A 26,673-nucleotide genomic window follows, 5' to 3' on the forward strand; every position below is an offset into this window, starting at 1 on the left:
AAAGGACCCCATGCTGAATGCCCCCGTTTCTCCCGCGGCCCCCAAGGCCGCCGCGCCATCTGCTGGGGCCGCAGCGGCAAGCCCCTACCCGCACCTGCACGCCCCACTGGACCTCGGCTTCACCACCCTGAAGAACCGCGTGCTCATGGGCTCCATGCATGTGGGGCTGGAGGAGGTGCCCCACGGATTCGAGCGCATGGCCGCCTTCTACGCCGAGCGGGCGCGCGGCGAGGTGGGGCTGATCGTGACCGGCGGCATCGCGCCCAACGAGCGCGGCCGACCCATGCCGGGCGGCGCCATGCTGGTCCACGAGCACGAGGCCGAACAGCACCGCAAGGTGACGCAGGCCGTGCATGCCGAGGGCGGCAAGATCGCCATGCAGATCCTGCACTTTGGCCGCTACGCCTACCACCGCGATCTGGTGGCGCCCAGCGCCCTGCGCGCGCCCATCAACCCCCACGTACCGCACGCACTCACGGCCGACGAGGTGGAGCAGACCATCGAGGACTTCGTTCGCTGCGCCGCGCTGGCCCAGCATGCGCACTACGACGGCGTGGAAATCATGGGCTCCGAGGGCTACCTGATCAACGAGTTCATCGCCGCGCGCAGCAACCAGCGCGACGACGCCTGGGGCGGCAGTTATGCCAACCGCATCCGGTTCCCCGTGGAGATCGTGCGCCGCACGCGTGAGCGCGTGGGGCCGAACTTCATCATCATCTACCGCCTGTCCATGCTCGACCTGGTGGAGGGCGGCTCCACCCTGGCCGAGGTGATCGAGCTGGCCCAGGCCATCGAGGCGGCAGGCGCCACCCTCCTCAACACCGGCATCGGATGGCACGAGGCACGCATTCCCACCATCGCCACCAAGGTGCCGCGGGCCGGATTCGCCTGGGTGACGAAGCAGGTCATGGGGCAGGTGGGCATACCGCTCATCACCTCCAACCGCATCAACACGCCCGAGGTGGCCGAGCGCCTGCTGGCCGAGGGCTGCGCCGACATGGTCTCCATGGCGCGCCCGCTGCTGGCCGATGCCGACTTTGTGCGCAAAGCGCGCCAAGGCCGGGCCGACGAGATCAACACCTGCATCGCCTGCAACCAGGCCTGCCTGGACCACACCTTCGGCGGCAAGATCACCAGCTGCCTGGTCAACCCCCGTGCCTGCCATGAGACGGAGCTGGTCATCGCGCCCGCAGCGGCGAAGAAGCGCATTGCCGTCGTCGGCGCCGGTCCTGCGGGCCTGAGCTTTGCGGTCACGGCCGCGCAGCGCGGCCATGCCGTGGTGCTGTTCGATGCGGCGGCCGAGATCGGCGGCCAGCTCAACATCGCGAAGCAGGTGCCGGGCAAGGAAGAGTTCCATGAAACGCTGCGCTACTACCGCCGCCAGCTGGAGTTGCAAGGCGTGGACGTGCGCCTGAACACCCGCGCGCAGGCCAACGACCTGGCGGGCCAGGGTTACGACGAGGTGGTGGTGGCCACGGGCATCCAGCCGCGCACGCCGGACATCGAGGGCATCACCCATCCCAAGGTGCTGAGCTACCTGGACGTGCTGCGGGACAAGAAGCCTGTGGGCCAGCGCGTGGCCGTGATTGGCGCGGGCGGCATCGGCTTCGACGTCGCGGAGTACCTCACGCACGAGGGCGAGAGCGGCGCCCTGGCGCCCGCCAAGTTCAACGCCGAATGGGGCATTGACGCCAGCTACGCGCACGCTGGCGGCCTGCGCGCCGCGCAGGTGGAGGCGCCCGCCCGCCAGGTGCACCTGCTGCAGCGCAAGACCAGCAAGGTGGGCGAGCAGCTGGGCAAGACCACGGGCTGGATCCATCGTACCTCGCTCAAGGCGCGCAACGTGGGCATGAGCTCGGGCGTGGCCTACGAGCGCGTGGACGACGCGGGCCTGCACATCCGCATCGATGGCGGCGCGCCGCAGGTGCTGGAGGTCGACCACGTCGTCGTATGCGCCGGCCAGGAGCCGCTGCGCGCGCTGTACGACGCGCTGGTGGCCGCAGGGCAGAGCACCCACCTCATCGGCGGTGCCGACGTGGCCGCCGAGCTGGACGCCAAGCGCGCCATTCTGCAGGGCACCACGCTCGCTGCCCGCATCTGATTTCTGATCCAAAACGCAGGAGACATGCCATGACCGAAGCCCCGAAGACCATCCACCCCGCCGTCGCCCGTTCGCTCAAGACCTGGCACCACATGGTGGCCAGCCGCGATCTGTCGAACCTGCCCTCCATCGTGCACCCCGACGCGGTGTTCCGCTCGCCCATGGCCAACACACCGTATGCCTCGGCGCCCGCGCTGCAACTGGCCTTGTCCACCGTCATCCAGGTCTTTGAAGACTTCACCTACCACCGCCAGCTGGCCACGGACGACGGCCTGAACATCGTGCTGGAGTTCAGCGCCCGCGTGGGCGACAAGCAGCTCAAGGGCATCGACCTGGTGCGCTTCAACGAGCAAGGCCAGATCACCGAGTTCGAAGTCATGGTGCGCCCCCTGAGCGGCCTGCAGGCCCTGGGGGCCGAGATGGGCGCGCGCCTGGGCGACAAGCTGCCGTCCTTCAAAGCCAAGGCCTGAAGCTGTGCGCCACCAGCGCCCCAAGTGGCCCGTGGGGAAGATCCTGCGCGCCGCCTTGCGGGAGACTGCGTGAGCGCGCGAGGCCTCGCCCCCGCGCGCCGCGCCCGGGGGCTTGTGCCCCCGGCTGAAGCTCAGTAGCTGTAGACGCCGCGTCCAGTCTTGCGGCCCAGGCGGCCTGCGGCCACCATTTCCTTGAGCAGCGGGCAGGGCCGGTACTTGCTGTCGCCAAACTCGGTCAGGTACACGTCCATCACCGCCAGGCACACATCCAGGCCGATCATGTCGGCCAGGGCCAGCGGGCCGATGGGCTGGTTGCAGCCCAGCTTCATGCCTGCGTCGATGTCCTCGGGGGTGGCCAGGCCCTCGGCCAGCACGAAGAAGGCCTCGTTGATCATCGGCACCAGGATGCGGTTGACCACAAAGCCGGGCGCGTTCTTCACGGTGATAGGGCTCTTGCCCAGCGCCTCGGCCAGGGCCTTCACGGCGTCGTGCGTCGCGTCGCTGGTCTGCAGGCCGCGGATGATCTCCACCAGCGCCATCATGGGCACGGGGTTGAAGAAGTGCATGCCGATGAAGCGGTCGGCGCGGCTGGTCGCGGCGGCCAGCTTGGTGATGGAGATGGACGAGGTGTTCGACGCAATGATCACCTCAGGCGCCACCAGCCCATCCACCTGCTTCAGGATCTTGAGCTTGAGCTCGTAGTTCTCGGTGGCCGCCTCGATCACGAGCTGCGCGGCCTTCAGGTCGTCGTAGCTGGTGGAGGTCTTGATGCGGGCCAGCGCGGCGGCCTTGTCGGCCTCGGTGATCTTTTCCTTCTTGATCAGGCGGTCCAGGCTGCCGGCCACCGTGGCCAGGCCCTTTTGCACTGCAGCATCCGAGATGTCGACCATCACCACGTTGATGCCCGACACCGCGCAGGCCTGCGCAATGCCGTTGCCCATGGTGCCTGCGCCGATGATGCCTACGGTCTGAATCGTCATATAGAGAGCCCTCTTCAAAGTGAAACGGATGGCGTGGATGGTAAGCCGAATCGCACGGTCGTTCGGTTATTGTGGGTCAGCTCCCGCGTACAGCGGGGCAGGAGACACCACAGCATGTTCGACTACATCATCATTGGCGGCGGCTCCGCGGGCTGCGTGCTGGCCGGCCGCCTGAGCGAGGACCCCGCCGTGCGCGTATGCCTGCTGGAGGCCGGGCCGGCCGACAGCAGCGTGCTCATCCACTGCCCTGCGGGGCTGGCCGTGATGGCCAAGTTCGAGCTCAACGGCTGGGGGCAGAACACCACACCGCAACCCGGGCTCGGCGGCCGCCAGGGCTACCAGCCGCGCGGCAAGGTGCTGGGGGGCTCCAGCTCCATCAACGCCATGGTCTATGTCCGCGGCCAGCATGCCGACTACGACCACTGGGCCGCGCAGGGCAACCCTGGCTGGGGCTGGGAGGACGTAAAGCCGTACTTCCTCAAGGCCGAGCACAACGAGCGCGGTGCCGACGCCTGGCACGGCCAGGGCGGGCCCTTCAATGTGGCCGACCTGCGCAGTCCGCATCGCTTCAGCCACCTGTTCACCGAAGCGGGCGTGCAGGCTGGCGAGGTGCACAACACCGACTTCAACGGCGCCACCCAGGAAGGCGTGGGCCTGTACCAGGTCACCCACAAGAATGGCGAGCGCCACAGCACCGCCAAGGCCTACCTCACGCCGCACCTGGCGCGGCCGAACCTGCAGGTCATCACCGGCGCCCGCGCCACGCGCATCCTTCTCGAGGGCCTGCGTGCCGTGGGCGTGGAATACCGCCAGGGCGGCACGCTGCAGCAGGTGCGCGCCACGCGCGAGGTGCTGCTGAGCGCAGGTGCGCTGCTCTCGCCGCAACTGCTGATGCTCTCGGGCGTGGGCCCGGGCGCGGCGCTGCAGCGCCACGGCATCCCCGTGCTGCACGACCTGCCGGGGGTGGGCGCGCACCTGCACGACCACCCCGACGTAGTGCAGGTGCTGGACGCCCCCAACCACCGCGACCTGTTCGGCCTGTCGCTCACGGGCATGGTGAACGCGCTGCGCGGCATCCGCGAATGGCGCCGGCACCGCACGGGCATCCTGACCACCAACTTTGCCGAGGCCGGCGGCTTCATCAAGAGCCACCCGGCCGAGCCCGCGCCCGACCTGCAGCTGCACTTCGTGGTGGGCAAGCTGGTGGACCATGGCCGCAAGACGGTGTTCGGACACGGGTACTCGGCGCACGTGTGCCTGCTGCAGCCGAAGAGCCGCGGCTCGGTGTCGCTGGCCAGCGCGGACCCGATGGCGCTGCCGCTGGTGGATCCCAATTTCTTCGGTGACCCGGACGACCTGCGGAGGCTGGTGCGCGGTTTCCAGCGTACGCGCGCCATCCTGTCCCAGCCCGCGCTGGCGCGCTTGGGGGCCAAGGAGCTTCCCGCCTCGGCCGCCGCACGCACCGAGGCCGAAATCGAGCAGTTCATCCGCCAGCACGCCGACACCATCTACCACCCCGTGGGCACCTGCCGCATGGGCCAGGGGGCCATGGATGTGGTGGATGCCGAGCTGCGCGTGCACGGCCTGGCGGGCCTGCGCGTGGTGGACGCCTCCGTCATGCCGCGCATCGTGAGCGGCAACACCAACGCGCCCACGGTGATGATTGCCGAGAAGGCCGTGGACCTGCTGCGCGCTGCCGCGTGAACGATTTCACATTTGGCGCGCAGAACGCGATTTTTAAGGTTTTCAAAGGGTCTGTTTAAGGAGTTTTTAACAGGCAAAGACGGGCCGAATTTCTAGACTTCTCTGCATGGAAACGGGTGCACGGTGCACCCGGCCCGGCGCCTCAAAAAAAAGCGGCGCTGAGACAGGAAAGAAAGACCCTCATGAAAATCGACGCCCGCGAAATTGCCGCCCTGGCAGCGGCCCAGCCCGCCGCTCCCCGCATGGACATGTACGCCAGCATCCACAAGGCGCTGCGCGCCTTCATGGCCGACACCCTGCTGGGCCTGGGGCGCATGGACACCGACGATGACCTGGAATTTGCGCAGACCTGCGACCGCGTCATGCAACTGCTGGACCTGTGCCGCGCGCACCTGCGGCACGAAAACAACTTCGTCCATGCCGCCATGGAGGCCCGCCAGCCCGGCTCCAGCCAAGCCGTCGCGGGGGAACATGTGGAGCACGAGCAGGCCATCGCTGCGCTGGCAGAGGGTGTGAACCATCTGATCGCGGGTGCCAAGCCCGCGCGCCCTGCCGCCACCCAGGCGCTGTACCGCCAGCTGGCGCTGTTCGTGGCGCACAACTTCGAGCACATGCACGAAGAAGAGACGGCCCACAACCGCGTGCTCTGGCAGTGCTACACCGACGCGGAGCTGGCCGGCATCCACGACGCGCTGGTGGCCACCATCCCCCCGCAGGAGATGATGCTGGTGGCGCGCTGGATGGTGCCTTTCATGTCGCCCGCCGAACGCACGGCCATGCTCTCGGAAATGCAGCGGCACGCGCCCGCCCCCGTGCTCGCGGCCGTTCTGGCGCAAGTGCAGCCCCACCTCACGCAGTCCGAGTGGACCAAGCTCACGCGCAGCCTGGGCCTGCCCGTGGTACCTGGCCTGGTCCACTGACCCTTGCAGCCCCGCGGCGCGCGGGCATCACGCGTCTTCGAGCACCACGGGGCGCAGCAGGCACAGCCGAAAGCGGCCGCGCCCCGTCTTTTCGATACGGAGGTGCGGGCTGTTCTCCTGCAGGCGGCGCTGCAGCAGCAACAGCCGCGCCTCCAGGTTGTCGGCCACCTCGGGCAGCCGCAGGGCCGCGTCCAGGCGCAGTTCGCGGTTGGTGAAATCCACGCGGCCTGTCTGCTGGTGGTCGCGCAGCAGTTTCCAGAAGATGGCGCCCGCCACGCCCTTGATCAGGTAGTCGTCGTTGATGAACACGCTGTCGTTGGCTGCGAAGTGGCGCACCCGCAGGGCCGCGCCGCTCACGGGTGCTGCGGCGGCCGTGGCCGGCGGTGGCTCGGGGCCTCCGGTGCCGCCTGCAGCAGCTCGATGGCGGCCGCCAGCTGGCCTGCCAGCGCCACCAGCAGGTCTTCGTCCTCGAAGCCAAAGCGCAGGTCCACCGGGCTTTCGGCAAACAGCACGCCCAGCAGCCGGCCTGCGGACAGCAGCGGCACCGCGAGCTGGCTGTGGGGTTCGGGCAATCCGGGGTAGGGAATGTCCAGGCCGCGCAGCGGGAGCGCGCCGGGCGCGGCGTGCGCGTCCAGGCTCTCGCGGATGGCGTGGCTGTACAGGGCCGCATGGGTCATGTGGCTGATGCGCACCGGCGTGCGTTCGCGCGCGGCCACGCCGATCACGCCCTGGCCCAGGCGGATCTCCGAGCCCACGCCCGAGGTGGCATAGCCACAGCTGGCCACGGTGTACAGCTGCTCGGTGCCGGCGTCGAGCAGCAGCACCATCGCATGGGCTATGCCCAGGTGCCGCTGCAGCCCGGCCAGCGTGCCCTGCAGCAGGTCGTCCAGGCTGGCGCTGCGGGCCATGTGCTCGCTGCAGGCCCGCAGCGCGTGCAGCAGCCCCGTGCGCGGTGGCGGCGGGGGCAGGCTGTCGCCCGCCACGGCCTCGATGCGCTCCACGGCGTAGATGTCGGCCCCCTTGAGTTCAAACACCTCGGCCATGCCGGCATGCGAGGCGATGCCTGCCAGCTGGGCGCGCATGTTCTCGAACACCGGGCCGCTGTCCTCGGTGCGTTCGTACCGCAGGTGCAGGCGGTAGAACCGGGCCGTGACCGGGTCCAGCACCAGCACGGCAGCGTGCGGATTGCGCAGGATGTTCTGCCGCGTCTTGTTGAAGAACTGGAACGACAGCGCCACGTGCGCCTCGTCCACGTAGACCACCTGCGAGATGTAGGCCACATTGGGCGTACCGTCGGGGTCGCAAGTGGCCGCGATGGCGGGGATGGCGCCTTCCAGGCAGGGCCGGATCGCGTGCAGCGAGAGGGCGGTATTCATGGCTGTGGGGGCAGCGCGGCGCCTGCGCGCGGCCCCGGCGTCTGGTCGAATGCGGCCTCGGGCTGGAAGTGCACCGCCACCACATCGTGCAGCGGCGCGGCCAGCATGGCGGCCACGTAGCGCGCGCCGTAGCCGACACGGCCCACTTCCTCTTCCATGGAGCGCAGGTAGGCCTGCAGCACCGGCAGGTCCTCTTGCGTGGCCGGGCGCTGCGTGGCCTGTCGGGCCTTGAGCTGCAGCGTCTGGTGCGTGGAGGGCACGCTGAAGACCACGGCGATCTCGCCGGTCTGGGCGATGTCGCTGAGAAGCTGTCCGGACTGGCTGCGCCGCAGGTACACGGTGACCTCGCGGCCGTCGGCGCTGATGCGGCTGCCCACGGCCCGCATCAGGCTGGGCCGCAGGGCCGCATTGCGCGAGGCCACGATGGCCGACACGCCCTTGGCCACCATGGCAATGTGGGCCGGGCCGAGCAACACGGTCATGCCTTGAAACGCTTGCGGGTCAAAGCCAGTGCCACCCAAAAGGCCACGACCGTAGTCACGACCAGCACCAGCCCGTGGCGCAAGGCGTGCTCGGGCCAGCGGTCCATGAACAGCGGGCGCACCAGCTCCACCGCGTTGGTCAGTGGCAGCCAGTCAGAAATGACGCGCACCACGGGTGGCAGCTGCTCGCGCGGGAAGAAAACGCCCGAGAGGAACATCATGGGCGTGAGCACCAGCGTGAAGAAGTAGGTGAAAAAGTCGTAGCCTTTGGCCAGCGCATTGAAGATGAGCGCAATGCTGGAGAACATGATGCCCACGAACAGCAGCACCGGCCAGGCCATCAGCAGCCGGGGGCTGTGGCTGATACCCAGGGCCAGCATCACGCCCAGGATGGCGGTGACGGTGAAGAGGGCCTTGAAGGCGGCCCACAGCATCTCGGCCAGCACCACGTCGTCCAGGCTGACGGGCGCGTTCATGATGCCGTCCCAGGTCTTTTGCACGTGCATGCGCGAGCAGGCCGAGTACAGCGCCTCGAAGCTGGCCGCATTCATGGCGCTCATGCAGATCGAGCCGCTGGCCAGAAACAGGATGTAGGGCACGCCCTGGCCGCCGACCTGCACCTGCCCCACCAGCGCCCCCATGCCGTAGCCAAAGGCCACCAGCCACATTAGCGGTTCGGCGATGTTGCCCACCAGGCTGGGAAGGGCCAGCTTGCGCCAGACCAGGAAATTGCGCAAGAACACCGGCCACCACCGTGCGGAGAGCGCAGGGGCGCGCCAAACCGACGGCGCAGGCGGCGGCGAGGCCGCAGCGGGAGAGGCGGAAGAAGCGGTGGCGTGCATGGGGCTATTGTGCTGTGTCAGGCCGCCGCGTGCCGCCCGGTGGCGACCCTGCCCTGGCGGGCACGGCCATTGCTAGCCCGCCAGACATGGCTGCCCATGTCCTTGAACTCCCCGCTGCGGCGGCGGCCCTCTGGCGCGACCGGCTGGACCTGCTGCTGGATTCCACCGGCGAGGGGGTGTTCGGCATCGACCTGGCGGGCAACTGCGTGTTCCTCAACCGCGCCGGAGCGCAGATGCTGGGCATTGCGCCCGAGGACGCCCTGGGGCGCAACATGCATGCGCTCACCCACCACTCGCACCCCGACGGCAGCCCGTACCCCGACAGCGACTGCCCGATCTTCAACGCGTTCCGGCGCGGGCTGCCCTGCCGGGTGGACTCCGAAGTCTTCTGGCGGCGTGACGGCTCGGCGTTTGCGGTGGAGTACTCCAGCCATCCGCTGCTGGAGGACGGGCAGGTGCACGGCGCGGTGATCGCTTTCGTGGACATCACCAGCCGCAAGCGCGCGGCCGACGAGTTGCAGCGCGCCCACGATGAACTGGCCCGTGCCAACGACGGGCTGGAGCGGCGCGTGGCCGCCCGCACGCAGGAACTGTCGCAGGCGCTGGCCCAGCTGCGCGAGCTGTCGGCCTATTCGGAGCAGGTGCGCGAGGAAGAGCGCACGCGCATTGCCCGCGAGGTGCACGACGAGCTGGGCAGCCTGCTGGTGGCGCTGAAGATGGATGTGAACTGGCTGCACAAGCGCCTGGGCGAGCAGGGCGCGCGCACGCCCGAGGCCGCGGGCGACATGCGCACCCAGATGCGCTGCAAGTGTCAGAACATGAGCCGCCTGATCGAGACCGCCGTGGACAACGTGGGCCGCATCATCACCGACCTGCGCCCCAGCATCCTGGACCACCAGGGCCTGTGGGCCGCGCTGGAGTGGCAGGCCCAGGAGTTTGCGCAGTCGGCCGAGCTGCGCCTGGCCTGGCGCATGGACGTGCCGGACACCTTGCACCTGCCCGAGCCGGCGGCCATGGCCGTGTTCCGCATCTTCCAGGAGATGCTGAGCAACGTGGGCCGCCACGCACGGGCCAGCGCGCTGGATGTGGCCATCGAAGTGCAGGGCGAGGTGCTGCAGCTGCGCGTGCAGGACAACGGCGTGGGTGCCACCCGCCAGGCGCTGGAGGCACCCACCGCCTATGGTGTGATGGGCATGCGCGAGCGGGCGCGGCAACTGGGCGGGCGGCTCAGCATCACCAGCGCGCCGGGCGAGGGGTCGATCCTGCAATTGCTGATTCCTCTGGAGCTTGCATGAATGCCACCGTTCGCGTGTTGATTGGGGACGACCACCGCATCGTGCGCGAGGGGCTCAAGCAGGTGCTGGCCGACCCGGCCAACGGGGCGCCCGAGATCGTGGTGGCAGCCGAGGCCACCGAGGGTGCCGAGGTGCTGGCGCAGGTGGAGCGGCTGCTGGGCGCCGGGGGCGCGCTGCAGCTGGACGTGGTGCTGCTGGACATCGCGATGCCAGGGATGGATGGCCTCGAAGTGCTGCAGGCGCTGCGCCGGGCGTGGCCCGGGCTGCCCGTGCTCATGCTCAGCACCTACCCCGAGCGGCAGTACGCCGTGCGCTGCATCCAGATGGGTGCGGCGGGCTATCTGCACAAAAGCGCCGACCCCGATGACATGGTGGCCGCCGTGCGCAAGGTGGCTGCAGGAGGCCGGTACCTGACCGAGGCCACGGCGTCGGCCCTGGCCGGCGCGGTGCAGCGCACTGGCGTGGTGCGGATCGCGCCGCGCGGCCAGCCGCCGGGCATCGAGGCACTGTCGCACCGCGAGCACCAGGTGTTCCGCCTGCTCACCGCGGGGCACAGCGTGAGCGAAATTGGTGCGCAGCTCAAGCTGGCCCCGAACACGGTGAGCACCTACCGTGCGCGCATCCTCGAGAAAACCGGTGCCCGCAACGACGTGGAACTGGCGCTGCTGGCGCGTGGCACACCAGCAGATTGAATTCGGTGCGTTGCCCGACCGATTTGTAGTGCTGGCCCTACACGCTGTAGACGCCACACCCACGAATTCATGACAGCGGGGCGGCCAGGGCTGCAACTGGCCCGCGCTTTGCGTAATGCCCGGCACCAACTTCTCCGAGGTGTGCCATGTCCGAATTCTTCTCGCCCTACGATGCCGACCGCCCGCTGATGCTGAAATGCAGCTGTGGCCGCGACCACACGCTGGCCGACCACCATGCCGAAACCGTGGCCGATGCAGCGGCCGCCACCTTGCGCCAGCGCAGCATGACCTCTGAGTTCGAGGCCTACAGCAACGAGTTCATCGAAGCCACCCTGGTCAAGGCCCTCTTTCCGCAGGACGCGGTGCGCCGCCGCTTCCTGCGCGCTGTGGGCAAGGGCACGGCCATGGCCGCCATCGCCAGCGTACTGCCCGTGGCCAGCCTGCAGGCCATGGCGCAGGAGAAGCAGGGCGCGCTGGAGAAGACCAACCTCAAGATCGGCTTCATCCCCATCACCTGCGCCACGCCACTGATCATGGCCCATCCGCTGGGCTTCTACAGCAAGCAGGGCCTGAACGTGGAGGTCACCAAGACGGCGGGCTGGGCGCTGATCCGCGACAAGATGATCAACAAGGAGTACGACGCCACGCACTTCCTCTCGCCCATGCCGCTGGCGATCTCCATGGGCCTGGGCTCGAACGCCACGCCCATGAACGTGGCCACCATCCAGAACGTGAACGGCCAGGCCATCACGCTGGCCTTGAAGCACAAGGACAACCGCGACCCCAAGCACTGGAAGGGCTTCAAGTTCGCGATCCCGTTCGAGTACAGCATGCACAACTTCCTGCTGCGCTACTACCTGGCCGAGGCGGGCCTAAACCCCGACACCGACGTGCAGCTGCGCGTGGTGCCCCCGGCGGAAATGGTGGCCAACCTGCGCGCGGGCAACATCGACGGCTTCCTGGGCCCCGACCCGTTCAACCAGCGTGCGGTGTACGAAGAAGTGGGCTTCATCCACCTGCTGACCAAGGACCTGTGGAACGGCCACCCCTGCTGCGCGTTCGGCACCAGCACCGAGTTCATCCAGAAGAACCCCAACACCTTTGCCGCGCTGTACCGCGCCGTGCTCACCTCGGCCGCCATGGCGCGCGACCCCAAGAACCGTGAACTGATCGCCAAGGTGATCGCGCCGCAGGCCTACCTGAACCAGCCCGAGGCGGTGATCGCCCAGGTGCTGACGGGCAAGTTTGCCGACGGCCTGGGCAAGGTGCAGAACGTGCCTGACCGCGCCGACTTCGACCCCATGCCGTGGCAGAGCATGGCCGTGTGGATGCTCACGCAGATGCAGCGCTGGGGCTACATCAAGGGCGACGTGGATTACCAGCAGATCGCCGAGAAGGTGTTTCTCCTCACCGACGCGAAAAAGCAGATGAAGGCCCTGGACCAGAAGGTGCCCGACGGCGCGTACCCCAAGTTCAAGATCATGGGCAAGGAGTTCGATGCCGCCAAGGCGGCCGAGTACGCCAAGAGCTTCCCCATCCGCAAGGCAGCTTGATGGAGCACCCCCTGAGTCGCCTTCGGCGCCTTCCCCCTGAGGGGGACGCACCCGGTGGCCTGGCAAAGCCAGTTCCACGGATGCACTGGCCTGCGTCGTGCCCGTTTCGACCTTCCTCGCGCTTTGCGACGCTACAGGAGAACTAGGATGAATTCTGCCAATAGCCTCAACCTGCGCGCGGGCCTGCTGTCCGTGCTGATCTTCCTCACGTTGCTGGGCATCTGGTACGTGGCCACATCGTCTTCCGCCGGCGGTGGCGGCGCGGCGGGCATGACGGCCGAGCAGATCGAGTACGCCAAGATGATGGGCAAGGACCCGGGCGCCAGTGCCAAGGGCAGCGGCTTCCCCTCGCTGGCAGACATGGGCAGCACGGTGTGGGCCCACCTGTCCAATCCGTTTTATGACAACGGGCCCAACGACAAGGGCATTGCCATCCAGCTCGCGCACTCGCTGGGCCGGGTGGCGCTGGGCTTTGGCCTGGCTTGCCTGGTAGCCATCCCGCTGGGTTTCATCATCGGCATGTCGCCGCTGCTGCGCCGCGCGTTCGACCCGTTCATCCAGGTGCTCAAGCCCATCAGCCCGCTGGCATGGATGCCGCTGGCGCTCTACACCATCAAGGACTCGTCGATCTCCGGCATCTTCGTGATCTTCATCTGCTCGGTGTGGCCCATGCTGGTGAACACGGCCTTTGGCGTGGCGTCCGTCAAGCGCGAATGGCTCAACGTGTCGGCCACGCTGGAGGTGCACCCGCTGCGCAAGGCCTTCCAGGTGATCCTGCCCGCTGCGGCGCCCACCATCCTCACGGGCATGCGCATCAGCATGGGCATTGCGTGGCTGGTCATCGTGGCGGCCGAGATGCTGGTGGGCGGTACGGGCATCGGCTACTTCGTGTGGAACGAGTGGAACAACCTGTCGCTCACCAACGTGATCTTCGCCATCCTGGTGATCGGCGTGGTGGGCATGTTGCTGGACCTGGCCTTCGGCCAGCTGCAAAAGGCGGTGACCTATGTGGAGTGATGTGACCCACCGTGCCGCCGCCGCGCCCGAAGCCGACGATTCCCCGCCCAGAAAGGCCGCCCACGTGACCTCCGGATTCCTCCAGATCGACCGCCTCGCCAAGGCCTACGTACCGGCCAAGCCCGTGTTTGCCGACGTGTCGTTCACGCTCGACAAGGGCGAGTTCGTCTGCATCATCGGCCACTCGGGCTGCGGCAAGACCACCATCCTCAACGTGCTGGCGGGGCTGGACACGGCCACGTCCGGCACCGTCATCATGGACGGGCGCGAGGTGGCCGGCCCCAGCCTGGACCGGGGCGTGGTGTTCCAGAGCCATGCGCTGATGCCCTGGCTCACGGTGCGCCAGAACATCGCGTTTGCCGTGAAGTCGCGCTGGCCCGAGTGGAAGACCGCGCAGGTCGATGCGCATGTGGAGAAGTTCGTGGCCCTGGTGGGCCTGAGCCCGGCCATCGACAAGAAGCCCTCCCAGCTGTCGGGCGGCATGAAGCAGCGCGTGGGCATTGCGCGCGCCTTTTCCATACAGCCCAAGATGCTGCTGCTGGACGAGCCCTTCGGTGCGCTGGATGCACTCACCCGCGGCACCATCCAGGACGAGCTGATGGCCATCGTGCGCCAGACGCAGCAGACGGTGTTCATGATCACCCACGACGTGGACGAAGCCATCTTGCTGGCCGACCGCATCCTGCTGATGAGCAACGGCAACGAGACCCCCGAGGGCTACCGCCCGGGCGGCGTCGCCGAGGTGGTGGTGAACCCGCTGCCGCGCGAACGCACGCGCACCAGCCTGCACCACCTGGACGGCTACTACGCGCTGCGCAACCACATCGTGGACTTCTTGGTGACCCGGGCAAAGGCATAACACCCCTGAGTCGCTTCGCGCCTTCCCCCTCCAGGGGGACGCCGCCCGTGCGGCGGGGCGGCCCTTGCACGGCGGCCCTGGCCTGGGCCGCGCCAGTTTCCGCAATTGCTTGCAAAGCACGACCGAAATACGTCTTCCATCTTCCTTTTAACCCCGTCTTTTTCAAGGAGCCATCCCCATGAACCGCAACGACGTTACCGAAAAGATCATCAGCACCAAGGTCGCCAAGGGCCTGCAATGGGACGCCATTGCCAAGAAGGTCGGCCAGTCCAAGGAGTGGACCACGGCCCTGTGCCTGGGCCAGATGACCGCCACACCCGAGCAGGCCAAGATCGTGGGCAAGATTTTTGGCCTCACGGCGGAGGAGCAGAAGTGGCTGCAAGTGGTGCCCTACAAGGGCTCGCTGCCCACGCCCGTGCCCACCGACCCGCTGATCTACCGCTGGTACGAGGTGGTGAGCGTGTACGGCACCACCATCAAGGAGCTGATTCACGAAGAGTTTGGCGACGGCATCATGAGCGCCATCGACTTCAGCATGGACATAAAGCGCGAGGCCAACCCCAACGGCGACCGCGTGAACGTGGTGCTGTCGGGCAAGTTCCTGCCGTACAAGCAGTATTGAAATCCCCCCGCGCCGCTGGCGCGGCGTCTCCCTGCTGCGCGGGGGGGCGAACCGGGGGGCCTCCGGAGCGGGACCCCGGTGTGCCTGGACCGAAGGGTCCTGTTGCCATGGCCCGGATGCAGTTCGGCGGCGTTGGGCAGGCCCTTCCACGGGTTCGCGTCGAAGTTCCCCTGCGCCGCTGCCGCAGCCAGACCATCGCATCGCCGGGCGTGTGTGCGCCGCCGCGGCGCTTCATTTCAATGGCCCTGCGGCCGAGATGATTGGGTCTTGAGTCGGGACCTTGGTGCTTGAACCCGCCGTTCGGGCGGAGCCTGTTGAAGCCTCGCGCGGCGCTTCGACCCGCAAGAACGGATTCAAGTGGTGGGATGCCGACTCCATAGCGCTGCGGTGCACGGCGGTGCGGGCCCGGGGATGAGCACGGGGCGTCCCGAGGTTGGGTCGAGAACACCCCGGTAGATGCGGCTTCCGGCCCGCGCCGGGCGGCGCAATTACCCGGCCAGCGTCATCGGGCAGGACGAGGTCTTCACCCGCACCGTGGTCGGGCGCACTTGGTAGGGCACGGGGCAGGCATCGAGCGCCGCGCCCTGGCGCCGTGCCACCAGCTTGGCGGCAATGGTGGCGGCCTGGCGGGCTATGGGTTCGATGTAGCGGCTGGCCTGGCCGGCGATGGTGATGCAGTCGCCCAGCGCGTGGATGCGCGGGTGGCTGGTGGCCAGGGTGGTGCCGTCCACCGCGATGCCGTGGGCCCAGGCCAGGCCCGCGCTGGTGGCCAGGCGGTTGGGCGTGACCAGGCCGGTGGCGGCGATCACCTGGTCGGCCAGCAGTGCCTCACCGTTGCCCAGCGCCAGGCGCTTGCCGCCGCCCTCGGTGCGCTCCATGGCCTCCACACCCGTGCCGCCGATGAAGCGGATCGGCAGGTCTTTCCACGCGTCCAGCGCGGTGCGGCCGGCGGCCTGCGCGCTCCAGCGCGCCAGCGGCTCGGGCAGGGGGTCGATCAGCGTGACGCGGCAGCCCGCCAGCGCCAGGTCGTTGGCCAACTCGCTGCCGATCAGGCCCGCGCCGACGATGGCCACGTGCGGCGCCACGCCACGCGGCTGTAGACCGCCTGACGCATCCGGCAACGCGCCCGTGTCGGGCAGGCCCAGGCTTTGGCGCAGGCGCAGGTAGGCGTCCAGGTGGTTGATGCGCCAGCACAGCTCGGCCGGCAGCGTGGGCGGCAGCGCCACCTGCGCGCCGTGCGCCAGCACCAGTTCAGCAAACGGCAGCGTGCCGCGCGTGGTGGTCAGCGTCATCGCGCGCGGGTTCACCAGTGTGGCCTGGGTCTGCGCCATCAAGCGCACGCCCAGCCGCGCGGCGGCCTGCGCGCCGGTCTCGCGCACCAGGCTGCTCACGGCCAGGCGCTTGGCCAGCGCCACCGACAGCAGCGGCTTGTCGTACACGTCGGCCGCGCAGGCGCTCACCAGGGTGATCGGCAGCGCTTCGTCGAGGCCGCGCAGCGCCTCGGCCATGGCCCAGCCGGCGCGGCCGCCACCGACGATGACCACGCCGGGCGCCGCCCTGCCGCCCGCGCGGGGCGCTGCCGTGGCCGTGCGCGGGGCACAGCCGCCCGCCGGGCGCGAAGGCGGCGTGTAGGGCGAGAAATCGGCCTTGGTCACCTGGCACAGCGGGCAGGCCCAGTCGTCCGGGATGTCCGCAAACCGCGTGCCCGGCGCCAGCCCGCTGTCCGGGTCGCCCTTGGCCTCGTCATAGATCCAGCCGCAGGCGTTGCAGATGTATTGGAGGAACGGGGCCTCGGTGGGCGGGGTGACGGGCAGGCTCATGGGCGACTCACAGGCGGGCGGGGGTGGTGAAAAATTTCAGAGGCTGAGGGTTCTTCGGGCGTGCCCGAGCAACGCGCCACGGCGTGCCCGATCAAGGCGCAAAGCACAGCCATAGCCCGTGCTATGGCGCGCATTTGCAACGCTGAGCGGGTGCGTTGTGGGGTGGTGAGCGGGCATGAACGAGGGACCCTCAGCCTCTTAGGCCGGCAGCGTCTCGGCGCACAGGTCGGCCGCCTGCTTGCGCAGGTGCTTGATGGCCGGGGTGACGATGGCGACGAATTGCGCCTCGCGCACGCGGCGCTGCACGTCCGAGCACATCAGGTAGCCGCGTGCGCCCTGGTGCATGAGGGCCGCGTTGGCCGCGCGCAGGCACAGCTCGCCGCCGGCCAGGCGGGCGTTGACCACGTCCAGGTAGAACGCGTCCGACGGGTCGTACGGCGTCTCGCACAGCTGGGCCACGGTGCCCACCAGGTCATCCAGCTCGGCCTGCAGCTGGTCGGGCCGGTCGTCCAGGAACTGGTTCACGTGGCCCAGCTGGTCTTCCACCTTCCACATGCTGTCGATGGCGCCCTGGATGATGCCGGCCGCGATGCCGCACTGCAGCAGCAGGAAGGCGCCGCGGATGCGCTTGATGTAGGGCAGGCAGGGGTCGGCCAACAGTTCGTTGGGGCCGATGAACACGTCCTTGCATTGCACCGCGAAGGTGGCCGTGCCTTCCATGCCCGAGAACTTGGGGCAGTGCTTGAGCGTCACGCCCGGCGCGCTGCACGGCAGCATGAACATGATCTCGCTGCCCGGGCCCTTGCCGTTCACCGTGGCCACCGTGCCCAGGCTGTGATCGGGCGCCAGGTTGCTCACCCAGGGCAGGGTGCCGTTGATGAGGTAGCCGCCCTCCACGGGCGTCGCGTTGAGCAGGATCTTCTCGATGCCGGCGAAGCCCTTCATGGGGTTGGACATGCCGGTGGCGCCCATGATCTCGCCGGCCAGGTGGCGCTGCAGGCGCTCGCCGTTCATGGCCGGGTTCTCGGAGCCGTACAGGTACAGCGCCGACACCGCCTGCTGCCACATCAGGAACGACGACGCCCCGCAGACCTTGCCCACCTCGGCCATGGCCAGGATGGCCGTGACGTAGTTGCCCGGCCGGCCCGGCTGGTCGATGTGGGCGCTCATCGCTCCCATTTGCGCCAGCTCGCGCATCAGGTCGATGGGGTAGGCCCCTTCGTCGATGGCCTGGGCGCGCGCGGCCAGCGGCCCCTGCGCAATGGCCCGCACGGCGGCGAGCAGGTCCTCGGTCTGGGCGGCGGCGGAAACGTCGGCGGGCATGTCGGCGGGGTTCATGGCAGGGCTCCTGGGGGATGGGGTGAGGTGAGAGGGAAGGCTGAGCCCGTTCAGGCCAAGGAAATCTCGAACGGGATCGGGTTGCGCATCGTGTTGGCCACCGGCGAGTAGTAGTTCGCCTGCTTCACGATCTCGTCCAGCACGTCGCGCGGCGCGTCGCCTTCCACCAGCACCTTCACGCGGATCGCCTGGAAGCCCATGGCCGGCGGCGTCGTGTCCAGCGCGCCGCCGGCGCCCCAGGCGGCGATGTTGCGGATGTCGCCTTCCAGAAAGACTTCGAGCTTGCTCAGCTTCACGCCCTTCCAGGTGGCCACCGCCGTCACGCCCACGGCGATGCAGCCGCCCAGGCCCGACAGCACGATCTCGCCCGGGGCGGGCGCCGTGTCCTGGCCGAACAGGTGCAGCGGCTCGTCCACCACCACGCAGTGCTTCTCGCCCACATAGCTCAGCGAGCGGTACTGCCCCTCCATCACCGTGTGGACCTTGTTCGTGCCCAGGCGGTTGGGGTTGGCCTTGCCGGCGGCGGCAAATTCAGCCAGGCCCTTGCCGTCGATGGGGCGCAGGTAGGTCTTGACGGTGGTGACGGGTTCGAGGGTGTCGGTGGTCATGGGGACTCCAGGGTTTGAAAAAGAGAGAGAAAGAAAGAGGGATTCAGAAAACGGTGCTCAGGCGGCCAGCGCCAGCTGCGGGGCGTTGGCCACGGTGGGCAGCCCGGTCTCGATCGGCAGGCTCGGGTCGCGCGACCATTCGTTCCACGAGCCGAAGTACATGCGCACGTCGGTAAAGCCCGCCTGCTTGAGCGCCAGGAAGGTGTTGGACGCGCGCGCGCCCTTGAAGCAGTACAGGTACACCGTGTCGGCCGGGCTGATGCCTGCGGTGGCGCATTCGGCGCGCACCTCGTCGGGCGACTTGAACACCGGGCCCTGGGCCGACGGCTTCATGAAGCGGTACCACTCCACCCACTTGGCGCCGGGCAGGCGGCCCTTGCGCGGCGCGAAGTCCCGGCCGTAGGGGCTGGAGCTTTCGCCGATCCACTCGTCCACGTCGCGCACGTCCAGCAGCACGGTGCCGGTGCCCAGCGCGGCCTTCACGTCGGCCTGGGTCAGCATCACGTCGGCCGGCGCCAGGTCGGTGGGGAAGATGGCGGGGGCGGGCACCACGGCGTCGGTGGAGACGGGCAGGCCTGCGGCCTTCCAGGCCGAGTAGCCGCCGTTCAAGACCTTGACCTTGGGGTAGCCCAGCCAGGTCAGCAGGTAGTAGCCCCGGCACGACTGGCCGTAGCCGCTGTTGAGTGCGTCTTCATAAAACACGGCGGTCTCGGCGCCCGAAAGGCCGATGGCGCCCAGGTGCGCGGCAAAGGTGTCTTTGAGCTCCTGCAGCCCTTCGGGCGTGGAGGTGGCGAGGTAGGTGAAGGTCTCGCGCAGGTTCACGGCGCCGGGGATGTGGCCCTGCGCATAGGTGTCGGCGTCGCGGGTGTCGATCAGCACCACGGGCTCTGCGGCTTGCAGGGCCTGCAGCTGGGTGGGCGTGATGAGAACGGTGTCGGTGGCGGAAGCGGTGGGGGTGCTCATGGAAGACCTTTCGCTGCGGTGGAGGGGCCAGGCGGGTGTGCCTGCCTCCCTTATCGCAACAGGTGTGCCAGAGCCTGCTGGGCGTTCAACTTTTGAAGAAAATCGGCCTCTGGCGCTTGTCTGCTAAGCGCTGGCAGCTATCAATTTTGATGTTCTGCCGGCCCATCCCGGCCTGCGGGTGGCGTGGCGCTGCGGGGGGGCTGAACACTGTGTCGACAAATTGTTGACACAGTGCCAGGTGGGGGTGGACGGGAGTCGAATCGCCCTCAGCGCAGGCCCGCCTTGCGCAGCCGGTAGCTGAACTGGCGCAAGGTGAGGCCCATGGCCTGGGCCGCGCGCGTCTGGTTGCCCTGGTGTTCGGCCAGGGCGGCCTCTAGCGCCTGAATGCTGTGCGATTGGGCGGGCTGGTAGTCGCGCACCAGCGGGGCGGCGGGCCTCTCCCCGGGCGCGGAAGGCGGTGGTGGCGCAGGCGCCGGCGCTGTGGCCGTCGGCAGAAAGCGCTCCAGCGCCTCGGCCGTGACCAGCGTGCCGTGGGCCAGCAGCACCAGCCGCTCAATCACATTGCCCAGCTCGCGGATGTTGCCGGGCCAGGGGTGTTGCTCCAGCCGCGCCAGGGCGTCGGGCGCCAGGTTCACGTTGCGCTGGTGCGCCTGGTTGGCCCGGCTCACAAAGTGCAGGGCCAGTGCGCGGATGTCCTCGCGCCGCTCGGCCAGCGAGGGCAGGCGGATGGGAATGACGTTCAGGCGGTAGTACAGGTCCTGGCGGAAGCGGCCGGTCTCCACGTCGGCGGCCAGGTCGCGGTGGGTGGCGGCCACCAGGCGCACGTTCACCTTCACCTCGCGCTGCCCGCCCAGGCGCACCAGCGTGCCCTCTTGCAGCGTGCGCAGCAGCTTGGACTGCAGGGCCAGGGGCAGCTCGCCGATCTCGTCCAGAAAGATGGTGCCCGTGTCGGCCTGCTCGAACCAGCCGGGCCGCGCTGCGCTGGCGCCGGTGAAGGCGCCTTTTTCGTGGCCGAAGAGTTCCGATTCGAACAGCGTCTCCGGAATGGCCGAGCAGTTGACCTTGATGAAGGGCCGGTCGCGCCGCCCGCTGGCCAGGTGCACGGCGCGCGCAAACAGCTCCTTGCCCGTGCCGGACTGGCCCAGCAGCAGCACGGTGGCCTGCGTTTGCGACACGCGCTCCAGCTCGCCCAGCGCCTGCAGCAGCGGCGGCGAGCTGCCGATCAGCCCGTAACGCGCGCTTTTGGTGTTGAGCGCATTGGCCAGCACCGCGTTGCGCGCCTCCAGTTGGCGCGTCTGGTCGGCCACCAGGGCTTCGAGCTGCAGCAGCTGCCCCACCAGCGTGGCCAGCACGCGCAGCACGGCCAGGTCGTCGTTCAGGTGGCGCTGGCGGCTGCGGATGCGGTGGCAGGCCAGCACGCCGATGGGCACGTTGTTGACCTCGATGGGCAGCGCCAGAAAGGCCACCGTCTCGGGCGGCAGGTCGCGGCGCTGCACGGCGCGCGCCAGAAAGAGCGGCTCGGCGTCGATGTCCTGCACGATCACCGGCTGCCCCGTGGCCAGCACGCGGCCGGTGATGCCCTCGCCCCACGCATAGCGCCCGCGCGCCACCTCGGCCTGCGTGAGGCCGTAGGCGTGCTGGATGGACGCCGTGCGCGGTGCCCCCGCGGAGGCGGGCTCGCCATCCACCAGCACCACGCGGCCGCGGTTCAGGCCGAGCAGCTCGCTCATCAGGTGCAGCATCTCGCGCAGCACCAGGCCCGGCGCCAGGCTGCGGCCGATGAGGCGCATCACCTCGCGCATCAGCAGCAGCTCCTGCCGGTGCCAGTCGGCAGCGGGGCTGTGCGGGGCGGGCGGGGGCGGCAGGGCGGTCATGGCAGCGGTGTTGCAAGTTCTGCGCCCGGCTGGTTTACATTCGCGGGCGTTCGATTCCTCTCTCTTTTCATCACCCCGAAAGCACGCCATGACCACCCTTGGAACCCCCCTGTCCCCCCACGCCACCAAAGTCATGCTCCTGGGCTCGGGCGAGCTGGGCAAGGAAGTGCTGATGGCGCTGCAGCGCCTGGGCGTGGAAACCATCGCCGTGGACCGCTACGACCACGCCCCCGGCCAGCAGGTGGCGCACCACGCCCGCACCATCACCATGAGCGACCCGGCGCAGCTCAAGGCGCTGATCGAGGCCGAGCGCCCGCACCTGGTGGTGCCCGAGATCGAAGCCATCGCCACGCCCATGCTGGAGGAGCTGGAGGCCGCCGGCACCGTGCGCGTGATCCCCACCGCCCGCGCCGCGCGCCTGACCATGGACCGCGAAGGCATCCGCGTGCTGGCCGCCGAGACGCTGGGGCTGCCCACTAGCCCGTACAAGTTTTGCAACTCCCTGGAGGAACTGCAGGCGGCCATCGATGGAGGGATCGGCTACCCCTGCATCGTCAAGCCCGTGATGAGCAGCTCCGGCAAGGGCCAGAGCAAGATCGACGGCCCGGCTGACGTCAAAAAGGCTTGGGACTACGCCATGGCCGGCGGCCGTGTGAGCCACGGGCGCGTGATCGCCGAGGGCTTCATCGACTTCGACTACGAAATCACCCAGCTCACCGTGCGGTCGGTGGGCGCGGACGGGCAGGTCATCACCAGCTTCTGCGACCCCATCGGCCATGTGCAGGTGAGTGGCGACTACGTGGAAAGCTGGCAGCCCCACCCCATGCACCCGGCCGCGCTGCAGAAAGCCCGCCAGATTGCCCAGGCCGTCACGGACAACCTGGGAGGCCAGGGATTGTTCGGCGTGGAGCTGTTCGTGAAGGGGCAGGACGTGTGGTTCAGCGAAGTCAGCCCGCGCCCGCACGACACCGGCCTGGTCACGCTGTGCACCCAGCACCAGAGCGAGTTCGAGCTGCATGCCCGCGCCATTCTGGGCCTGCCGGTGGACACCAGCCTGCGCAACCCGGGCGCCAGTGCCGTCATCTATGGTGGCGTGGAAGCCCAGGGCATCGTGTTCGACGGTGTGGACGAAGCCCTGCAGGTGCCCGGCACCGACCTGCGCCTGTTCGGCAAGCCCGAGAGCTTTGTGAAGCGCCGCATGGGCGTGGCGCTGGCGCGCGCGGCCGATGTGGAGGCGGCGCGCAGCAACGCCAAGCTGGCGGCCAGCAAGGTCAGGCCACGCCGGGTGTGAGGCTCAGAAATCTGAAGCCAAATCGGCCGCTAGCGCTTATCCAGCAAGCGCGGGCAGCTATTGTTTTTGGTAGGTCGGGTTAGCGCAGCGTCACCCGATGAAGCCTCAACCATCCTCGCGGATCTGCCGCCCCGTGAGCTTGAGGAACAGGTCCTCCAGGTTGGCCGGCCGGTGCAGCGTGCGCAGATGGGCGTGCTGCCCCAGCGCCTGCAGCAGCGGCTGCGCACCGTGGGTGTAGAAGAACACCGTCTCGCCGCTGACCTCCACGCGGGCGGCCAGCGTGCGCACGGCGGCGTCCTGCGCCAGCGCCACTGCCCCCGTGCCAAAGACCTCCACCACGTCGGGCTCCAGGTGCTGGGCAATCAGCTCGCGCGGGCGGCCCTCGGCGATCTTCCTGCCATGGTCCAGCACCAGCAGGCGAGAGCACAGGCGCTCGGCCTCGTCCATGAAGTGCGTGGTCAGCAGGATGGACTTGCCCTGCTGCAGCAGCAGCTGCAGCCGCTCCCACATCAGGTGGCGGGCCTGCGGGTCCAGGCCCGTGGTGGGCTCGTCCAGCAGCAAGAGGCGCGGGTTGTTGACCAGGGCGCGGGCCAGCGACAGGCGCCGCTTCATGCCGCCGGACAGTTCGCCGGGCTTGGCGTCGGCCTTGTGGGTGAGGGCCGCGAACTCCAGCAACGGCGCGACGCGCTCGTCCATCACCGCGCCCTTGAGGCCGAAATAGCGGCCGAACACGCGCAGGTTTTCGGCGCAGGTGAAGTCCGGGTCCAGGGTGTCGAACTGCGTGACCACGCCCAGCTGCGCCTTGATGGCCAGTGCGTCGCGCGGCATGTGCAAGGGCGCGGCGCCTGGCTGGGGGGTGAAGCGCACGGTCCCGCCATCCGGTGCGGCCAGCCCCAGGCACATGCGGATGGTGGTGGTCTTGCCCGCGCCGTTGGGGCCGATGACGCCCAGGCATTCGCCCGGGGCGATGGCAAACGACACATCGTCCACCACGGTGGTCTCGCCATAGCGCTTGCGCAGGTTCAGGGCTTCGAAGAGTGCGGTCATGGGCCGATTGTGTGCGAAGCGGGGTGCCCCGCAGGCCTGGCCCGCTATTGGATGATCAATTCGGCCAGAAGCGGCAGCCAGTCTGCGCAAGACGCTATGCAATGCATAGCATATCGCCGCCGCTGCACGTCAAGGCGCGGCCACCAGGCGGCCCCGCCCTTCGGTCTTGGCGTTGTACAGCGCCTCGTCGGCCCGGCCCATCAGCGCGGCCAGCGACGACTCGCCGGGCCGCAGCTGCGCCATGCCGGCGCTGTAGTCCAGCACGAAGCCCAGCTCGGCGGCACTGGCGTCCTGCAGGCGCTGGCGCAGGCGCTTGTCCAGGGCGCTGCCCACGGGCGTGGCGTTGTGCATCAGCAGCACGCCGAACTCCTCGCCCCCCAGGCGCGCGATGAGGTCGCCGGTGCGGCAGGTGTCGGTGAGCAGCCGCGCAAACAGCTGCAGGGCCCGGTCGCCCATCTCGTGGCCGTGGGTGTCGTTGATCTGCTTGAAGTGGTCCAGGTCCAGCATCAGGGCCGTCACCGGCAGGCGGTGGCGCCAGGCGTGCGACAGCAGGGTTTCGCCCTGGGCGTCAAAGCCGCGGCGGTTGAGCAGGCCGGTGAGGCCATCGGTCATGGCCAGCGCGCGCAGCTTCTGCTCGGCTTCCGCGCGCCAGGCCACCAGCACGGCCACGGTGCCCAGCACCAGGCTCACGTTGGTGACCACGGCCGCCGCCAGGTTGACGGGGTGCGGCGTGCGAAAGCTGGGGTATTGGTCGGTAAAGGCCCCCAGCAGCCCCCGCGCCAGGGTGAAAAAGGCGGAGGTGAGCAGGCACCCCAGCAGCAGCGTGCGCCAGCGGCCCTCCGACGGGGTGGCCGGGTACAGCGTGGCGCGGGCCACGGTGCACAGGATGGCGGCCAGCAGCCCGTTGGCCCAGCCCACGCGCCAGGCGTAGTGGTCGAACCCCAGCGTGTAGCCCAGCGGCATCGCGACCACCAGCACCAGCAGCGTGCGCCGCAGCGGCCGCGGGCCCAGCCACTCCTCCAGCGCGCGGTACAGGGCCCATTGCGCGGTGGCCTGGCAGACCATTGCGACGGTCGACAGCGCCTGGTCCCACAGTGAGGAGGACGCGATGATCGCCGACCAGCCCACCGCCTGCAGCAGCAGGCTGGCCTGCACGTTGCGGGCGGCGCGGCTCACGTCCCGGCCCATGATCAGCGGCAGCGCGGCCGAGATCATGAACAGGTTCGCGGCCATGACGGCCATCAGCGTGAAGAAGTCCAGGGGCATGGTCGCAGGGGCAGGGCGGCGAGGCCTTGGGGGGCAGGCAGGGCCGCTGCGTTACTGGAACGCCACTTCGGCAAAGCTGCGCAGCTTGCGGCTGTGCAGCCGCTCCACGCCGCCCTTGCGCAGGATCTCGATGGCCCGCATGCCGATGCGCAGGTGCTGGTCCACGCGCTCGCGGTAGAAGTGGTTGGCCATGCCGGGCAGCTTGATCTCGCCATGCAGGGGCTTGTCGCTCACGCACAGCAGGGTGCCGTAGGGCACGCGGAAGCGGAAGCCGTTGGCGGCGATGGTGGCGCTTTCCATGTCCAGCGCCACGGCGCGGCTCTGGCTGAAGCGGCGCTGGGGCATGTTGTCGGGCAGCAGCTCCCAATTGCGGTTGTCGGTGCTGGCCACGGTGCCGGTGCGCATGAAGCGCTTGAGGTCGGCCTCGGGCACCTGGGTCACGTCGGCCACGGCCTGCTGCAGCGCGAGCTGGATCTCGGCCAGTGCCGGGATGGGCACCCACAGCGGCAGCTCTTCGTCCAGCACATGGTCCTCGCGCACGTAGGCGTGGGCCAGCACGTAGTCGCCCAGCTGCTGGCTGTTGCGCAGGCCCGCGCAGTGGCCCAGCATCATCCAGGCGTGCGGACGCAGCACGGCGATGTGGTCGGTGATGGTCTTGGCGTTGGACGGGCCCACGCCGATGTTCACCATGCTGATGCCGCTGTGGTCCTTGCGCACCAGGTGGTAGGCCGGCATCTGGGGCAGGCGCGGCGGCGCCACGCCCAGCTCGTCGCCGGCCTCTGTCGGCAGGCCGGCGCGGCGGGTGACCACATTGCCTGGCTCGATGAAGGCGACGTACTCGCTGTCCTCGCGCGCCATCTCGGCGTGGCCCAGGCGCACGAATTCGTCGATGTAGAACTGGTAGTTGGTGAACAGCACGAAGTTCTGGAACCACTCCGGCGCCGTGCCGGTGTAGTGCCGCAGGCGGTGCAGCGAGTAGTCCACGCGCGGGGCGGTGAACAGCGACAGCGGCTGCGCATCGCCGGGCCGTGCCTGCCAGGTGCCGTTGGCAATGCCGTCGTCCATGGCGGCCAGGTCGGGCAGGTCAAACACGTCGCGCATCAGCATGCGGCGCTGCGGGCTCAGCGTGCCTTCGATGTGGTCGTGCTCCGCAAAGGAGAAATGGATGGGGATGGGGTGGGTGCTGGTGCCCACCTCCAGTTCCACGTTGTGGCTGGCGCGCAGCAGGCGGAACTGCTCCAGGTAGTAGCTGGCAAACAGGTCGGGCCGCGTGAGCGTGGTTTCGTACCGGCCCGGCCCTTCCACAAACCCGTAGGCGAGCTTGGAATCGGCGCGGGCCACGGTGGTGGTGTGCACGCGCACGAAGGGGTAGAAAGCGCGCACCGGGCTGGTGGGCGTCTCGCCGGCCACGAACCGGTGCATGGCGTCGCGCAGGTGGCCGATCTGTTGCTGGTAGATGCGCTGCACCTGGGCCAGGGCATCGGCCGGGTCGGTGTGGCGGGTGGGGGCGATGAAGTCGGGGATCAGGGGCATGGCCCCTATTGTCCACAAGC

At 68.8% G+C, this 26,673-nt stretch carries 24 protein-coding genes; 11 read left to right on the plus strand and 13 right to left on the minus strand.

From position 1 onward, the window contains the following. The first annotated feature begins 10 nt into the window (after window positions 1–10). Together LWW96_RS00400 and LWW96_RS00405 are read left to right on the plus strand one after the other, a co-directional pair. Window positions 11–2,101 (plus strand): NADPH-dependent 2,4-dienoyl-CoA reductase, encoded by a 2,091-nt coding sequence (locus tag LWW96_RS00400; RefSeq protein WP_291483589.1) that lies wholly within the window; start codon window positions 11–13, stop codon window positions 2,099–2,101. A gap of 29 nt (window positions 2,102–2,130) precedes the next feature. Further along, a complete protein-coding gene (locus LWW96_RS00405) occupies window positions 2,131–2,571 on the plus strand; it encodes a nuclear transport factor 2 family protein (RefSeq protein ID WP_291483591.1) in 441 nt (146 codons plus the stop codon). Between the two features lie 131 nt (window positions 2,572–2,702). On the opposite strand, the gene LWW96_RS00410 is transcribed toward LWW96_RS00405, so the two are convergent. Continuing rightward, window positions 2,703–3,551: a 3-hydroxybutyryl-CoA dehydrogenase gene (locus LWW96_RS00410; RefSeq protein ID WP_291483593.1), complete on the minus strand. Its 849-nt coding sequence runs from the start codon at window positions 3,549–3,551 to the stop codon at window positions 2,703–2,705. 114 nt (window positions 3,552–3,665) lie between these two features. On the opposite strand from LWW96_RS00410, the gene LWW96_RS00415 reads away from it, so the two are divergent. Continuing rightward, window positions 3,666–5,255: a GMC family oxidoreductase N-terminal domain-containing protein gene (locus LWW96_RS00415; protein ID WP_291483595.1), complete on the plus strand. Its 1,590-nt coding sequence runs from the start codon at window positions 3,666–3,668 to the stop codon at window positions 5,253–5,255. Window positions 5,256–5,437: 182 nt separating this feature from the next. Next, window positions 5,438–6,175, plus strand: coding sequence for a hemerythrin domain-containing protein (locus LWW96_RS00420; protein WP_291483597.1), 738 nt, complete (start codon window positions 5,438–5,440; stop codon window positions 6,173–6,175). 27 nt (window positions 6,176–6,202) lie between these two features. Here LWW96_RS00420 and LWW96_RS22185 read toward each other — a convergent pair whose 3' ends face one another. Genes LWW96_RS22185 through LWW96_RS00435 form a run of 4 tightly spaced genes read right to left on the minus strand, consistent with a single transcriptional unit; the run spans window position 6,203 to window position 8,875 of the window. After that, the gene (locus LWW96_RS22185) at window positions 6,203–6,532 is read right to left on the minus strand and encodes a hypothetical protein (RefSeq protein ID WP_366117918.1); all 330 of its coding nucleotides are present in this window, start codon (window positions 6,530–6,532) and stop codon (window positions 6,203–6,205) included. Further along, the gene (locus LWW96_RS00425) at window positions 6,529–7,551 is read right to left on the minus strand and encodes a GAF domain-containing protein (RefSeq protein ID WP_366117919.1); all 1,023 of its coding nucleotides are present in this window, start codon (window positions 7,549–7,551) and stop codon (window positions 6,529–6,531) included. Before LWW96_RS00425 ends, LWW96_RS22185 begins: the two co-directional genes overlap by 4 nt. Next, on the minus strand, window positions 7,548–8,033 hold the full coding sequence (locus LWW96_RS00430; protein ID WP_291483598.1) for a hypothetical protein: 486 nt from the start codon (window positions 8,031–8,033) through the stop codon (window positions 7,548–7,550). The genes LWW96_RS00425 and LWW96_RS00430 overlap by 4 nt, the downstream gene beginning before the upstream one ends. Beyond that, a complete protein-coding gene (locus LWW96_RS00435) occupies window positions 8,030–8,875 on the minus strand; it encodes an ABC transporter permease (protein WP_291483601.1) in 846 nt (281 codons plus the stop codon). The genes LWW96_RS00430 and LWW96_RS00435 overlap by 4 nt, the downstream gene beginning before the upstream one ends. A gap of 86 nt (window positions 8,876–8,961) precedes the next feature. On the opposite strand from LWW96_RS00435, the gene LWW96_RS00440 reads away from it, so the two are divergent. The 6 genes from LWW96_RS00440 to cynS all read left to right on the plus strand — a co-directional run bounded on the left by LWW96_RS00440 (window position 8,962) and on the right by cynS (window position 14,913). Further along, complete coding sequence (locus LWW96_RS00440; RefSeq protein ID WP_291483603.1) at window positions 8,962–10,170, plus strand: PAS domain-containing sensor histidine kinase; 1,209 nt, start codon at window positions 8,962–8,964, stop codon at window positions 10,168–10,170. Continuing rightward, window positions 10,167–10,862, plus strand: a complete 696-nt coding sequence (locus LWW96_RS00445) for a response regulator transcription factor (protein ID WP_291483605.1) — start codon at window positions 10,167–10,169, stop codon at window positions 10,860–10,862. The genes LWW96_RS00440 and LWW96_RS00445 overlap by 4 nt, the downstream gene beginning before the upstream one ends. Window positions 10,863–11,008: 146 nt before the next feature. Beyond that, the gene (locus tag LWW96_RS00450) at window positions 11,009–12,415 is read left to right on the plus strand and encodes a CmpA/NrtA family ABC transporter substrate-binding protein (RefSeq protein WP_291483607.1); all 1,407 of its coding nucleotides are present in this window, start codon (window positions 11,009–11,011) and stop codon (window positions 12,413–12,415) included. A 147-nt stretch (window positions 12,416–12,562) separates the two neighbouring features. Then, window positions 12,563–13,432: a nitrate ABC transporter permease gene (ntrB, locus tag LWW96_RS00455; RefSeq protein WP_291483609.1), complete on the plus strand. Its 870-nt coding sequence runs from the start codon at window positions 12,563–12,565 to the stop codon at window positions 13,430–13,432. Then, window positions 13,422–14,291, plus strand: a complete 870-nt coding sequence (locus tag LWW96_RS00460; RefSeq protein WP_291483611.1) for an ABC transporter ATP-binding protein — start codon at window positions 13,422–13,424, stop codon at window positions 14,289–14,291. Before ntrB ends, LWW96_RS00460 begins: the two co-directional genes overlap by 11 nt. 178 nt (window positions 14,292–14,469) lie before the next feature. Continuing rightward, the gene (gene cynS, locus LWW96_RS00465; RefSeq protein ID WP_291483613.1) at window positions 14,470–14,913 is read left to right on the plus strand and encodes a cyanase; all 444 of its coding nucleotides are present in this window, start codon (window positions 14,470–14,472) and stop codon (window positions 14,911–14,913) included. 488 nt (window positions 14,914–15,401) lie between these two features. On the opposite strand, the gene LWW96_RS00470 is transcribed toward cynS, so the two are convergent. The 5 genes from LWW96_RS00470 to LWW96_RS00490 all read right to left on the minus strand — a co-directional run bounded on the left by LWW96_RS00470 (window position 15,402) and on the right by LWW96_RS00490 (window position 21,516). Next, the gene (locus LWW96_RS00470) at window positions 15,402–16,733 is read right to left on the minus strand and encodes an FAD-dependent oxidoreductase (RefSeq protein ID WP_291483615.1); all 1,332 of its coding nucleotides are present in this window, start codon (window positions 16,731–16,733) and stop codon (window positions 15,402–15,404) included. A 198-nt stretch (window positions 16,734–16,931) separates the two neighbouring features. Further along, window positions 16,932–18,071 (minus strand): acyl-CoA dehydrogenase family protein, encoded by a 1,140-nt coding sequence (locus LWW96_RS00475; protein ID WP_291483618.1) that lies wholly within the window; start codon window positions 18,069–18,071, stop codon window positions 16,932–16,934. Window positions 18,072–18,121: 50 nt separating this feature from the next. Then, entirely contained in the window at window positions 18,122–18,679 is a 558-nt protein-coding gene (locus LWW96_RS00480; protein ID WP_291483620.1) for an OsmC family protein, read from the minus strand. Window positions 18,680–18,736: 57 nt separating this feature from the next. Next, window positions 18,737–19,642, minus strand: a complete 906-nt coding sequence (locus tag LWW96_RS00485) for a sulfurtransferase (protein WP_291483622.1) — start codon at window positions 19,640–19,642, stop codon at window positions 18,737–18,739. A 266-nt stretch (window positions 19,643–19,908) separates the two neighbouring features. Next, window positions 19,909–21,516: a sigma 54-interacting transcriptional regulator gene (locus tag LWW96_RS00490; RefSeq protein WP_291483624.1), complete on the minus strand. Its 1,608-nt coding sequence runs from the start codon at window positions 21,514–21,516 to the stop codon at window positions 19,909–19,911. Between the two features lie 88 nt (window positions 21,517–21,604). Here LWW96_RS00490 and purT point away from each other — a divergent pair, with 88 nt between their 5' ends. Further along, a complete protein-coding gene (purT, locus tag LWW96_RS00495) occupies window positions 21,605–22,807 on the plus strand; it encodes a formate-dependent phosphoribosylglycinamide formyltransferase (RefSeq protein WP_291483626.1) in 1,203 nt (400 codons plus the stop codon). Window positions 22,808–22,912: 105 nt separating this feature from the next. Here the strand turns inward: purT and LWW96_RS00500 are convergent, their stop codons facing one another. The 3 genes from LWW96_RS00500 to LWW96_RS00510 form a co-directional block, all read right to left on the minus strand. After that, window positions 22,913–23,854 carry an ATP-binding cassette domain-containing protein gene (locus tag LWW96_RS00500; RefSeq protein ID WP_291483628.1) on the minus strand — a complete coding sequence of 314 codons (942 nt, stop codon included), beginning with the start codon at window positions 23,852–23,854 and terminating at the stop codon, window positions 22,913–22,915. Window positions 23,855–23,983: 129 nt separating this feature from the next. After that, window positions 23,984–25,120, minus strand: a complete 1,137-nt coding sequence (locus tag LWW96_RS00505) for a GGDEF domain-containing protein (protein ID WP_291483630.1) — start codon at window positions 25,118–25,120, stop codon at window positions 23,984–23,986. A 51-nt stretch (window positions 25,121–25,171) separates the two neighbouring features. Continuing rightward, complete coding sequence (locus LWW96_RS00510; RefSeq protein WP_291483632.1) at window positions 25,172–26,653, minus strand: AMP nucleosidase; 1,482 nt, start codon at window positions 26,651–26,653, stop codon at window positions 25,172–25,174. Window positions 26,654–26,673 lie beyond the last annotated feature (20 nt).

The sequence above is a fragment of the Acidovorax sp. genome, from assembly GCF_021287135.1.
Taxonomy (GTDB): domain Bacteria; phylum Pseudomonadota; class Gammaproteobacteria; order Burkholderiales; family Burkholderiaceae_C; genus Acidovorax.

Coding starts and splice junctions, on each gene's coding strand:
- LWW96_RS00400 (WP_291483589.1), top strand. CDS start 11: ATGCTGAATGCCCCCGTTTCTCCCGCGGCCCCCAAGGCCGCCGCGCCA.
- LWW96_RS00405 (WP_291483591.1), top strand. CDS start 2,131: ATGACCGAAGCCCCGAAGACCATCCACCCCGCCGTCGCCCGTTCGCTC.
- LWW96_RS00410 (WP_291483593.1), bottom strand. CDS start 3,551: ATGACGATTCAGACCGTAGGCATCATCGGCGCAGGCACCATGGGCAAC.
- LWW96_RS00415 (WP_291483595.1), top strand. CDS start 3,666: ATGTTCGACTACATCATCATTGGCGGCGGCTCCGCGGGCTGCGTGCTG.
- LWW96_RS00420 (WP_291483597.1), top strand. CDS start 5,438: ATGAAAATCGACGCCCGCGAAATTGCCGCCCTGGCAGCGGCCCAGCCC.
- LWW96_RS00425 (WP_366117919.1), bottom strand. CDS start 7,551: ATGAATACCGCCCTCTCGCTGCACGCGATCCGGCCCTGCCTGGAAGGC.
- LWW96_RS00430 (WP_291483598.1), bottom strand. CDS start 8,033: ATGACCGTGTTGCTCGGCCCGGCCCACATTGCCATGGTGGCCAAGGGC.
- LWW96_RS00435 (WP_291483601.1), bottom strand. CDS start 8,875: ATGCACGCCACCGCTTCTTCCGCCTCTCCCGCTGCGGCCTCGCCGCCG.
- LWW96_RS00440 (WP_291483603.1), top strand. CDS start 8,962: ATGGCTGCCCATGTCCTTGAACTCCCCGCTGCGGCGGCGGCCCTCTGG.
- LWW96_RS00445 (WP_291483605.1), top strand. CDS start 10,167: ATGAATGCCACCGTTCGCGTGTTGATTGGGGACGACCACCGCATCGTG.
- LWW96_RS00450 (WP_291483607.1), top strand. CDS start 11,009: ATGTCCGAATTCTTCTCGCCCTACGATGCCGACCGCCCGCTGATGCTG.
- ntrB (WP_291483609.1), top strand. CDS start 12,563: ATGAATTCTGCCAATAGCCTCAACCTGCGCGCGGGCCTGCTGTCCGTG.
- LWW96_RS00460 (WP_291483611.1), top strand. CDS start 13,422: ATGTGGAGTGATGTGACCCACCGTGCCGCCGCCGCGCCCGAAGCCGAC.
- cynS (WP_291483613.1), top strand. CDS start 14,470: ATGAACCGCAACGACGTTACCGAAAAGATCATCAGCACCAAGGTCGCC.
- LWW96_RS00470 (WP_291483615.1), bottom strand. CDS start 16,733: ATGAGCCTGCCCGTCACCCCGCCCACCGAGGCCCCGTTCCTCCAATAC.
- LWW96_RS00475 (WP_291483618.1), bottom strand. CDS start 18,071: ATGAACCCCGCCGACATGCCCGCCGACGTTTCCGCCGCCGCCCAGACC.
- LWW96_RS00480 (WP_291483620.1), bottom strand. CDS start 18,679: ATGACCACCGACACCCTCGAACCCGTCACCACCGTCAAGACCTACCTG.
- LWW96_RS00485 (WP_291483622.1), bottom strand. CDS start 19,642: ATGAGCACCCCCACCGCTTCCGCCACCGACACCGTTCTCATCACGCCC.
- LWW96_RS00490 (WP_291483624.1), bottom strand. CDS start 21,516: ATGACCGCCCTGCCGCCCCCGCCCGCCCCGCACAGCCCCGCTGCCGAC.
- purT (WP_291483626.1), top strand. CDS start 21,605: ATGACCACCCTTGGAACCCCCCTGTCCCCCCACGCCACCAAAGTCATG.
- LWW96_RS00500 (WP_291483628.1), bottom strand. CDS start 23,854: ATGACCGCACTCTTCGAAGCCCTGAACCTGCGCAAGCGCTATGGCGAG.
- LWW96_RS00505 (WP_291483630.1), bottom strand. CDS start 25,120: ATGCCCCTGGACTTCTTCACGCTGATGGCCGTCATGGCCGCGAACCTG.
- LWW96_RS00510 (WP_291483632.1), bottom strand. CDS start 26,653: ATGCCCCTGATCCCCGACTTCATCGCCCCCACCCGCCACACCGACCCG.